Annotated in this window: 11 protein-coding genes; 1 reads left to right on the top strand and 10 read right to left on the bottom strand. The window is 40.8% G+C overall.

Features of this window, described 5'->3' with window-relative positions; translation table 11 throughout:
* Positions 1 to 7 precede the first annotated feature (7 nt).
* The 3 genes from fliE to QSH61_RS06610 all read right to left on the bottom strand — a co-directional run bounded on the left by fliE (position 8) and on the right by QSH61_RS06610 (position 3,074).
* A complete protein-coding gene (gene fliE, locus QSH61_RS06620) occupies positions 8 to 340 on the bottom strand; it encodes a flagellar hook-basal body complex protein FliE (RefSeq protein WP_010369155.1) in 333 nt (110 codons plus the stop codon).
* A 257-nt stretch (positions 341 to 597) separates the two neighbouring features.
* Positions 598 to 1,977 carry a sigma-54-dependent transcriptional regulator gene (locus tag QSH61_RS06615; protein ID WP_010606354.1) on the bottom strand — a complete coding sequence of 460 codons (1,380 nt, stop codon included), beginning with the start codon at positions 1,975 to 1,977 and terminating at the stop codon, positions 598 to 600.
* Positions 1,974 to 3,074, bottom strand: coding sequence for a sensor histidine kinase (locus QSH61_RS06610; RefSeq protein ID WP_095728221.1), 1,101 nt, complete (start codon positions 3,072 to 3,074; stop codon positions 1,974 to 1,976). The genes QSH61_RS06615 and QSH61_RS06610 overlap by 4 nt, the downstream gene beginning before the upstream one ends.
* A gap of 236 nt (positions 3,075 to 3,310) precedes the next feature.
* On the opposite strand from QSH61_RS06610, the gene QSH61_RS06605 reads away from it, so the two are divergent.
* Entirely contained in the window at positions 3,311 to 3,910 is a 600-nt protein-coding gene (locus QSH61_RS06605) for a DNA-3-methyladenine glycosylase I (RefSeq protein WP_206471582.1), read from the top strand.
* Positions 3,911 to 4,178: 268 nt separating this feature from the next.
* Here QSH61_RS06605 and QSH61_RS06600 read toward each other — a convergent pair whose 3' ends face one another.
* The 7 genes from QSH61_RS06600 to QSH61_RS06570 all read right to left on the bottom strand — a co-directional run bounded on the left by QSH61_RS06600 (position 4,179) and on the right by QSH61_RS06570 (position 11,258).
* On the bottom strand, positions 4,179 to 5,618 hold the full coding sequence (locus QSH61_RS06600; RefSeq protein WP_206471581.1) for a sigma-54 dependent transcriptional regulator: 1,440 nt from the start codon (positions 5,616 to 5,618) through the stop codon (positions 4,179 to 4,181).
* Positions 5,619 to 5,799: 181 nt separating this feature from the next.
* Complete coding sequence (locus QSH61_RS06595) at positions 5,800 to 7,011, bottom strand: DUF4915 domain-containing protein (RefSeq protein WP_206471580.1); 1,212 nt, start codon at positions 7,009 to 7,011, stop codon at positions 5,800 to 5,802.
* A gap of 1 nt (position 7,012) precedes the next feature.
* Positions 7,013 to 8,206: an N-acetyl sugar amidotransferase gene (locus QSH61_RS06590; RefSeq protein WP_206471579.1), complete on the bottom strand. Its 1,194-nt coding sequence runs from the start codon at positions 8,204 to 8,206 to the stop codon at positions 7,013 to 7,015.
* Positions 8,199 to 8,804, bottom strand: coding sequence for an imidazole glycerol phosphate synthase subunit HisH (hisH, locus tag QSH61_RS06585; protein ID WP_206471578.1), 606 nt, complete (start codon positions 8,802 to 8,804; stop codon positions 8,199 to 8,201). The genes QSH61_RS06590 and hisH overlap by 8 nt, the downstream gene beginning before the upstream one ends.
* Positions 8,797 to 9,483 carry a HisA/HisF-related TIM barrel protein gene (locus tag QSH61_RS06580; RefSeq protein WP_206471577.1) on the bottom strand — a complete coding sequence of 229 codons (687 nt, stop codon included), beginning with the start codon at positions 9,481 to 9,483 and terminating at the stop codon, positions 8,797 to 8,799. Before QSH61_RS06580 ends, hisH begins: the two co-directional genes overlap by 8 nt.
* A gap of 120 nt (positions 9,484 to 9,603) precedes the next feature.
* The gene (locus tag QSH61_RS06575) at positions 9,604 to 10,389 is read right to left on the bottom strand and encodes a flagellin N-terminal helical domain-containing protein (RefSeq protein WP_206471576.1); all 786 of its coding nucleotides are present in this window, start codon (positions 10,387 to 10,389) and stop codon (positions 9,604 to 9,606) included.
* A 59-nt stretch (positions 10,390 to 10,448) separates the two neighbouring features.
* Positions 10,449 to 11,258 (bottom strand): SDR family oxidoreductase, encoded by an 810-nt coding sequence (locus tag QSH61_RS06570; RefSeq protein ID WP_206471575.1) that lies wholly within the window; start codon positions 11,256 to 11,258, stop codon positions 10,449 to 10,451.
* Between the last annotated feature and the right edge of the window lie 13 nt (positions 11,259 to 11,271).

The raw sequence follows: 11,271 nt of genomic DNA, 5'->3' as shown, positions 1-11,271 counted from the left end.
CACTCAATTAAACTGGCATGCTCATGATTTCTTTATAGGCCTCAACAAGTTTATTACGAACTTGCACTGTTGCCTCAAAAGCGACCGACGATTTTTGTTTCGCTATCATGGCTTCTGCAAGAGAAACGCTTCTGTCACCCATTTCAACAGCGGTGACTTTTTGTTTCGCTTCTTGTTGTAAGCCATGAACCGTATTAAGTGCGTCTGAGAGTAAATCGCCAAACTGAGCCGACGAAGATGCCGCCGTCTTAACCGGCTGCACTGATGGCTGTGTGTTTCTCGTCGCTTCTGCAGCCATTGCCTGCATTTCTTGAAATAGCGCTGATGATTGTACTTTCATGATGCTTTACTCAAAATAACTCTTAGTTACCTGTAATAAAGCAGAAAACGTGCCAACTTAAAATCGTTAATATTCAGTACCTTGCAACATTTTAATTATGTCGAAAAATTGGCAGTGCATAGAAGTGAAAACTAGGCGCCTAAGATCTGCTGATCTTTATAGGCGCCTGAGTAAATTTGAATTAGCAGATAAAGCTTAACCTGAGGTTTGGAAAAGCAATGAGCTAACTCATTGTTTATAAACTCAGGTAACTTAGGTTAAGCGGGTAGTGCAATCCCTAAATCTCGCATTTTTGCCAGCTTATAGCGAAGTGTGCGAGGACTCATACCCAATACCTCCGCCACCTCTTTACGTTTGCCATTAAACTTTGCCAGTGTATCTAAAATAATTTGGTGTTCTTTATCCTGTAACTCATCCTTATAGCTAATGATCTCATCCTCACCTTGAGAGCGCTCCATTAGAGCTGATGCTTCATGATTTACAAGTGGTGCAGACTCTATCAAAGCCATCGGTGAGAAATTTTCGATAAAAATATCATCTTCTTGAATTTCATTACCTTGGAACAAAATCAGGGCACGTTGAATAACGTTATCCAGCTCTCTTACGTTTCCAGGCCAACTGTGTGAACTGAGCTTGCGCTTTGCACCGCTGCTTAATATAGGTGTTGGCTTGCCTGCTTTTTGCGTATGTCTTACCAACAAATGCTCAGCTAACACAGCGATATCACCCGCTCTGTCCTTCAGTGGCAACCACTCTAGCGGGAAAACATTGAGGCGATAATATAAATCTTCTCTAAATACCCCATCCTCCACCGCTTCTTTTAAATCGCGGTTACTGGTTGCTAGTACTCTGACGTCCAGTGAAATGGTTTTTCTGCTACCTAAACGCTCTACCTCGCGCTCTTGTAACACGCGAAGTAATTTTGCTTGTAATCCCAAATCCATCTCTGTGATCTCATCAAGCAAAATCGTTCCCTTTTGTGCTTGCTCAAATTTTCCAGGACACGCCTGAATGGCACCTGTAAATGCCCCCTTTTCGTAACCAAATAGGGTCGCTTCGAGCATATTTTCTGGGATTGCAGCGCAGTTAATTGCGATAAAGGGCTCATCTGCTCTGTCGGATTTATCGTGAATATAGCGAGCCAACACTTCTTTACCTGAACCGCTCGGTCCAAGTACCATCACGCTGGCATCCGACTTCGCTACTTTTGCAGCCAGTTCAAGTAGTTTAATACTCTTGGGATCGGCAACAATGGGGCCGTCTGTCTCTTTTTCCTTCTCAGGTAGATAACGTCCAACCATATTAAGCAATACTTCAGGCGCAAATGGCTTGGCCATATAGTCGATGGCACCCAATCTCATCGCTTCAACCGCATCATCAATGGTCGCGTATGCTGTCATCATCAATACCGGTAATTCGGGATAGTTGAGTTTAATGGTCTTTAACAAGTCAAGCCCACTCATGGCACCCATTTGCACGTCACTCACCACCAAAGAAAAGGTTTCTTGCTTTAGCAATAAAACGGCTTGTTCCGCACAACTTGCTTCTACGCACTCGATATTTGAAAGCTGCAATGTATCAATGAGTGCTTCTCTTAAACCAGCATCATCTTCAACAACTAAAACTCTGTTACTCATAGTTCCTCCGCCTCAATTAGTGGTAGTACCAAGCTAAAACGCGCACCCTTGCCTTCAACATTGTCTGCCTGCGCAAACCCTTTGTGCGCGTTAGCGACCGAATTAACCACCGCAAGTCCTAGCCCAGTCCCCTGCGACTTAGTTGTAAAAAATGGTTCAAACAACTTGTCTACTAAGGTTTCATCGATGCCAGGTCCATTATCAACAACTGAGATACGTACATACTCGCCACACGGCTCGCGCTCTGCATTAAGTTCAATGTGTGCCGCACTGCCGATTATTTGAATACTGTTGTGGATCAGGTTTTGGATCGCACTTGCAAGCGCCGTACGATTACCTAATATTTCGATATCTGGCTCGGGTAAAAATGCCTCCAACTTTGCTTGGTTAAGCTCAACCATAGCGTCAGCACCCGCTTTGACTTCACTCAATAACTGTTGCATTGACACTCGCTCAACCACTTGTTGTTCACCGCTTTTAGCGAACAACAGCATGTCATTAACTTGGCTTTCTAAGTCTTTTAACCGAGACATCAACTTATCGTGAAACTTTTCTCGAGAAGCCGAAGGAAGATTAGCTGCACCAAGATTTGCACCATATAACATCGCAGCCGATAACGGCGTACGCACTTGATGCGCCAATGAAGCAACCATTTTTCCTAACGCACTTAACCTTTGCATATGCGCAACACGGCTTTGAAGCCGGCGCGTCTCGGTGAGATCTGTCATCAAAATGAGTTGCCCAGGTTCTGGTGTTAGCGCGGTAATATCTAACTTAATTCTTCTGCCATCTTTAAGAGAGACTTCATGACCATCGTCCTGCTGTGGTCGAAATGAACGCTGAATAACGCTAAACCACTTTTCACCTTCGAGTGGTTCACCCAACATATCCATCGCAATTTGATTCGCCTTGGCAATCATACCTTGACCATCAAGTACCACGACACCTGCTGGCATAGTATCAACAAGATGGCTTAACCAACTCGCCTGCTGCCTAAGGTCGCTTAGCTCACCGACGTAGGCTTCTTGCAGCAAACAAGGATTGTAGCGATTCGTCGTTGGTACAAATTGTGGATTAATAACATGTGCTAATGCCATTTTTCCGCTCTCTTAAAAATAAACTCAATGGATAAAAGCAAAAAACGATCCAACTTTATATTTGATATAAAACATAGAGTTACAGAACACTTAACAATATCAATTTATTGACACTGTTTTTATATACAGCATTGTGCTAGAGTTTTTGAAAGCCAAATGTGATGCCGCAATGAGTAGTTGGCGTAATAAATCATTTAGCTTATTCATATTCACAATTTGATAGAAGAGAGCCAACAATGACAATACGATGCGGCTGGGTGGACGAGAGCAAACCCGATTATGTTGAGTACCATGATAAGGAATGGGGAAGACCTGTACTGGATGACCAGAGCTTGTTTGAGTTTATCACATTGGAATCTGCACAAGCTGGCTTAAGCTGGTATACCATTTTAAAAAAACGTGAAGGCTATAGAAAAGCATTCCACGATTTTGATGTACACAAAGTGAGCCAGATGACAGAGCAAGATATCGAGCGGCTATTAGCATTTGACGGAATTATTAGAAACCGCGCAAAAATCGCAGCAACGATAAACAACGCTAAGCGATTTATTGAAATTCAGCAAGAGTTTGGCAGCTTTGCAAAATACCAGTGGCAATTTGTTAATTACAAGCCTGTTATCAACCCCATGCGTGACAAACACGATGCCGTTGCCACCACTGAACTCAGCGACAAATTTGCCAAGGACTTAAAAAAACGTGGGTTTAAGTTTTTAGGCTCAACGACCGTGTATGCGCATATGCAAGCTTGCGGCATGGTTAACGACCATGCCGATAACTGTTTTTGCAAACAAACCATTATTGCCGGTTATCAAGACTTGGATTTTACTCAACTTTAAACAATAAAGTACAAGGCCGCGTATTAAGCGGCCTTGCTGAGTTGAGCCGGTAACCTGAACTTGGAATAACAACTTGTTCTCTAGCAGCTGTTATCCCTTACTACTGCGTTAAATTTGCTTGCAATAGGCCAGCTATTGACGCACAAATTTGCCTTGTATTAAGAAATAACTTCTGGCTAGAGTGATACTACGCTTTTGAATTTAGTGATTTTAGTGGATTAACTTACTTCTTATCCCGAGTTCAGGTTAGGTAGTAATTGATAAACTATCAGTCACGATTGAGATTATACTTTTTCATCTTCTCAACTAATGTTGTACGGCGAACGCCCAAGATTTCAGCCGCTCGAGCAACCACATAATCGTAGCGCTCTAAAGCTTGAGTGATCAAATCAATTTCAAGCTCTGCTAAATATTCTTTTAACTCTATCCCCTCGTCCGGCAGTAAGCCAACATTCGGTGCTTGCGGCGCAAAATCTTCCGCGACCATGTCCTCTTCGTCGTCACTAAAACCATCGCTAAATAGCTCATTGAACGCATCTTTTTCTAATAGTTCTTCTGGATATTCAGGCTCAAACGCTTCGACTTCTATATAGCGGTACTTTTGTGGTAAATCAGTCACATCGACAACCTTGTCTGGGAACATAATCACCATTCGTTCCACAAGGTTTGCAAGCTCTCGAATATTCCCAGGCCAAGCGTGCGACTTTAAGCTGTCTACGGCTCTATCGGTAAACTTAACCGAATTGCCCGTTTGTTCATTTACTCTACGTGTTAGTTCCTTTAGCAGTAGCGCAATATCTTCCGCACGCTCATTTAAAGAGGGGTTTTCAATGGGGAATACATTGAGTCTATAAAATAAGTCTTCGCGAAACTTGCCGTCTTCAATCATGGTTTCAAGATTCCGGTGCGTCGCGGCAATCACACGAACATCCGCCTGAATCGGCTTTGTGCCCCCTACTCGTTCATAGGTGCGCTCTTGCAAAACTCGTAACAATTTCACCTGCATTTGCAGTGGCATATCACCGATTTCATCGAGAAAAAGCGTACCTCCTTGCGCCAGTTCAAAACGCCCTTTCCTGGCTGAAATCGCGCCAGTAAACGCGCCTTTTTCATGACCAAAAAGCTCGCTTTCTAACAACTCCCCAGGGATAGCACCACAGTTAACTGGCACAAATGGTCCCTGCGCACGTTTAGACAATAAGTGTACGTTACGTGCAACCACTTCCTTACCGGTTCCCGATTCCCCCAAAATAAGGACATTGGCGTCGGTTTTAGCCACTTGAGAAATCAAGAAACGAACGTTTTTAACCGCTTCGGTTTCCCCAACTAAACCATCAAAGCTCTTATTTTGTAGCTTGTTCTCTTTGTTTGGAAGCATACGTAAGTATTGCTGGCAGTCATGTAGCAATTGCATCGTGACTTCTTGCCCAAAGGGTTCGGTGATGAGCCCTATTACATTCGGTAACGCAAGTAGCGGCCTGAGCGTTTCACCTATTAATAAAAACGGGACGGCGGGATGAGATTTTATCAACGCTTCGTGTGTTAAGCTTTGCAAAGCGCCTAACACAAAAATTGGTTCTTGATTGTTATCAAGGATCTTGGGCTCATAACGCTCTTCGGCCAGCACTTCATTTGCTTGACCGACAAAACTAAGTGCCGCACCTAATCCGATCGCTCTTTTGTTGTTGTTATCTAAGATCAAGACCATTGCTTGAGAACCAATCTACTTAAAATTTTTTCAATAGTTAGATTGTAAGAGAGATTAAGGGGGATGCAATACCTAAGTGGCAACTTTTTGACATTAACGCCAAAAAATCGCCACTAGAGCTGTTCTATATCAATACTTTGGTATTAATTTAAACTACTAAAGCGATATAAACCGAGCTAGGCTAGCTTCCTCCTGAGCTCGTCAAACTTAACACCGAATGGATATTTTTGATACCTGGCGTCGGACAAAAGCGCATAGCTCCAGAGATTTCGTCCATCACAAATATTCCGGTATTCATCATAACGTTTGGAATATTTTTAGCTCGCTTCATATACAAAGTCTCACTCATACCAAAAGCATAATATCCATTGTCATAACAAATTCCTCTTACAAAACCCGGAACCTTAGCAATTCTGTTCCAAGATGACGAAAATACATACCCTTTTGTACTCTCACAAAAGTGTAACTGATTGTTAATAATTTTTGGAGAGTGCGGTTGGAACAGATCCGACTTGACGTCATATATATTTTTATTTTCAACATCCAAGTAAGAAAGACCGCCGTCAAAAATCTCTTTGCGCCAAATACCCGACTTTGAAAAGTAAGTAAAATATAGATAGCCGTCTGAGTAAAAGCAATCATTAAGATGATGTAAACCTTCTCCAGAATAGCTTTTATCAGAAAATGGTATTACATCCAGAAGCGTAAAGCCCTTTTTACAATAAATTTGAATGACATCTTCGGCGGAGCTGATTAAAAAAATTCGATTTTCACTTACTGACAGACCGGTATAATGCCTTAAGTTCAATTTCAAAGCTTTCTGAAGTTTAAAGTCTTCGCCAAAGACATGAAGCTCATTCTTTACATAATCAACAGAGTATAATTTGTTACCATCAAACTGAGCTTGTCTATACGACCCAGATACCAATTTATCTACCGTGCATTCATTTTCTGAAAACACTAACTGGTAAATCCCCCCGCCTAACAAACTTCCTCTGTTACCGTCTTTAGCTCCATAGTCGCTGGATGTAAAAATGAGCTTTGAGCTATATTTTGTTAGTCGAGTTGCAGCAGAGAAATCTTCAAAAACAGGGGAATAACAAAAATCTTTTTCAGGCGTAAATCCATAATTATTCAACATCTCTGTAACGCTATCAACAGATCCTGTAGTAATAACAACAAAGTATTTTGAGCTCATTCGATCTAATATCTCTGTACTGAATACCTCCAACCCCATCCAAGGAGATTTGATAGTTTGGTGATGAATATCAACGATACGGGTCACGCTTCCAAGTAACTTTTTACTTTTAGGGACCCAATCTTCCGAACATCCCCAGAAAATTACTTCACGCTCTTTGGCTGCACTAAGAATTTTCTCTTGTGTAAAAAACATATTATTTAACCTTATGTTTTAATTCCCACTCACCATTTATTTTACACCATAAATGTTCGGGTCTAAATGAATCTGCAATTGCGAAAAATTTCTCTTCCGATAATTGAGTGTATTCAAGAAAGTCTTTGAAGTATCGCTTTGGTAACTCACCATCATATTTATGAACCAACGCAACTCCTTCCTCACGTGTTAGATCTCCATTTCTGATTTCCTGCGATGCCTCATGAGTTGTACGACCAATACCAAATTTCACATGTCCGCACCAATAGTGAAAACCGTCTACCCTATCATCTATTGAATTATATCTAGAGTAAGTACCTTCTGTCCTTTGGTCATTAGGTTGAAAGTCACAGTGCTCTTTTGCATAATAATAATTGGCTTGGGGATGGAAAGGCAAATAATAGCCTAGCCAACGCGGATCTAGATTAGATGAATTATGCTGCTCAGTTGTAAGAGGTAAATATAAGCTCAAATCTTGAGCACTTATATTATACTGAGTATACAGTTGCTCCAATGACAAACCCGAAACCCTCATAGCCTCTCTATTATCATCAACAAAATAAGAAGGAGCCATCCGTGAGCTATTCTCTTCATTTTCAAAGCCACCATATTCAGCTGGGTTTTCTCCAAAGAATATTAGTTTAATATTGAACTTTTGGGCCATATGCATGACAAAATTCCGCTGGCCAAAAATAAATGGCTGAAAAGGGTGTAACAAGTTTTCATAAGCTAGTCGCGTCAAGAGTGCATGCTTTTCACCATCAGGGGTGAATAAGAAATTATCAAACCCGCCCTTATGAATCCAGTTATCAAAGTTCTGGCGCCCAATATCTGTATATAAGTGAGGTGACCATGTAACTGTTAACGGATTCATCCCATATTTTGTTTTTAAAATATGTGATTGAAAAATTGAATCTTTTCCACCACTACCTGGAACAATGCAATCATAAGAGCCATTCTTTGAACGATATTTATCAAGTAGCTTGACCAATTCCAGTTCTCTCTGACCCCAATCAATCTGACTTTCTTTTAAATCATGTACTCTACAAGCTGAGCAAACTCCATCATTAAAAATTAGAGTATGTTTTTCCCCGTCTCTAGAGTCATTTTGTACAACTGAAGGGGTTACTTTTTGATTAGACATTACACATCGACTACAAAACTCAACCTGATCTGGAAGACCATATCTAGCCATTACAATATCCTTCACTTATTATATTATTTAACATTTCCCTACCATATTCTCCTGAGAGTTCAGGGTGATATTGTAGGCCAATTATATTATTTTTTCTCTGAGAGACTATATATTGCTTCCCAGCAATGTTTAGTGCCTGCATAACACTTTCGGAGTTGTGTTCTAATACACCATATGAATGAACAAAAAATGCTTTTTTGGGGAAAGCATTGGATTGTAAATCAGTAATATTCCTCATACCTGTATGTGGAACCTTTCCATAATTGAGACTCAAGTCTGGATTAATTTTTGATACATGACTTTTAAATACCCCAACCCCCCTAACACCTGGGGCTTCATCGCTTGTTTCGCACAATGCATGATAGCCCGCACAAATACCGATTACTAATAAATCTGTTTCTTTTATAAAATCAATCCACTTGTTTTTATTTAAAAAGTCAATATAGTTATTGAAATGGCTAACACCAGGTAGAAACAGCACCTTAGTTTTATAATTTAGACTAAAAGCCGAGCTAACAAACTCAATATCGCGATCATATTTCAAACAGTTATACAAGTTACGGCTATTTGAACCAGTAACGTTAATTATACTAATCATAATACTCAATAAAAACGCTAGAAAAACATACTCCTTCACAACCAGTAAAGTTATCTCTATTCTTCAAATCTTCCGAGGTACCACCACTAGATAGAATAACCGGTTTTTCTATCTGCACCAAATCATCTAATACACCTAGATCCAATCCTTTTTTCGTACCATCTAAATCAATACTCGATACGAGCACCTCTCCAGCTCCTAAGTTAATCACTTCCTTAATACGCTCAGAAAGCGTTTCCCCTAGAGGTTCTCTCCCAGATTCAGAATAACACACACGCCTATTATTCACTGTTCTATACTCACACCCAGCAACAATAGCTTGTTGTCCCATTACGGAGGATATCTTAGAAATCAGCGAACTCCCGCCAGTTGCTGCTGTATTTATGTATACTTTTGAAGCACCAAGCTCAATTGCCCTGAGAGCATCTTCAAGTGTATTAATTCCACCTCCAAAAGTGATAGGTAATAAGCAATTGTGAGCAATTCTCTCAAGTGCTAAAAAGTTTGGTGGCAAGCCAAAAATAGAACGAGTAAGATCGACTAAAAATATCTCTTCGATACCGTTAAATCGAGGTATCGAGAAACTTTCCTCTAGTTGCTTTATTTTTCGAACTCCCTCATATTGGAAACCTTTAACAACCCAATCATTTTTTACTTCAATTCGGCATATTAGACGCATGCTATTTATTTAGACTCCAGTCAAAATAACCTCGGAACCAAAAATGCTAATAGTTCAGAGGTTTTTATGTACTATATAATAATGAAGTATTCGCAAATATAAAACCAACATGCATAACTTTTAGAGAAGACTCAACAATTGCGAGGCGTTTTGATTAGCTTGACTTAGAATAGCCTGAGCTGTATTAGCCAAGATAGAGTTTGAAGTTTTCTGTGACATAGCTTGAGCGTAATTGGTGTCTTGAATTCGACTTTGACTCGCCGCAATGTTCTCATGCTGGTTACTCGCAGAGCGAATAGTGCTAGAAACCGCTTTTTCAAATGCACCGAGCTTGGCACGTTGGCTATTTAAATCCTCAGAGACTGTATCTGCGGCATCGATGGCAGTTTGTGCGCCCGCCTGCGTCGAGATATCCACGCTCAAGATTGCGCTAGCAAAGCCACCATCAGTCTGCTGTAGCGACTGCGTCGTATTAGCGTCGGGACCTACCTGAAAACTACGCGACTCACCGTCAAAAATTTGTGCGCCGCCAAATGTAGTATTTTCAAACGTTTCGCTGATTTGCGTTTGCAACTGCGATACTTCCTCTTGCAATGCTTGACGGTCACTATCTGTCAACGCCCCATTACCGGCTTGAATCGATAATTCTCTAATCCGGGAAACCGCATCATTCACACCAGATAATGCCGAATCAGCGGTTTGCGAATACGAGATACCATCATATGCGTTACGAATGGATTGACTGTAGCCATCCTGTTGAGACGTCAAACGATTGATGATCTGCAGAGCCGCAGCATCGTCTGCAGCAGAATTAACTTTCTTGCCAGTTGATAGTTGCTCGGACAATGTTTTGTTCTTTTCTGATATCTGATTAAATAAAGACAAATTTGGAGTTTCGATTTTCATAATGATGCACCAATAAATATCCTAGTCAATAAGTGTAGCACCTTCTCAAAGTTTATACGTCAGATTGCTGTCCAACCACCATCTAAAACTATTGACTGCCCCGTCATATAATTCGATAACTCACTACACAGAAAGATAACTGCGCCTTTTATATCTTCTTCTGTTGCCATTCTCCTCAATGGAACTCGTTGGATATACTTCTCTACAAATGCTTCATCTTGATTACGATAAATACCACCTAAAACGATATTATTAGCTCTTATATTTGGTGCACCAACACTGCTTAGCCAAGTTGTGAACTGCATTAATCCAGCTTTACTAGTCGCATAGGCTGCGGGGTTACCTAAATTTGTTCCCTCATACATAGCCATTTGCGGTCCAACCACTCCATAGATAGAAGAAATATTTACAACACTTCGACAACCTGTTGAAGTTATCTCAAACAGGGGCATACACAACTTTGTCAATAAAAACGGTGCTGCTAAATTCACGTCAATGCATTTTGAAAAAGTATCATAACTTTGCTGTTCAAAAGGTACCGCCCACCCAGTTAAATTATCGGTGCCAACAAAAGCCGCATTATTAATCAAAAAGTTTAATCTACCCGATGATATTTCCCGATACTGTTCAACTCCCTTTACAATATCTTCTTCTATAGCCAAGTCACAGCAGATTGTATATAATTGGTTCTTGTATTCAGCTAAATTGGCAGAGGCTATATCTAGAGCGGCTTTGCTTCTATCCCAAAGCACAACATTTGCACCAAGCTCCATTAATGCCGCCGCCGCGGCTTGCCCTACATGTCCCCCACCACCTGTGATAATACCCCAAAAATCAGCTAAGCTCTGTAATTCAGAAATACTTCTCATAATTTCACTCTCC

This window comes from Pseudoalteromonas sp. JC3 (assembly GCF_030291895.1).
Classification (GTDB): domain Bacteria; phylum Pseudomonadota; class Gammaproteobacteria; order Enterobacterales; family Alteromonadaceae; genus Pseudoalteromonas.
The sequence above is the reverse complement of the archived record's forward strand: the minus strand, read 5'-3'. Positions and strand labels throughout refer to the sequence as shown.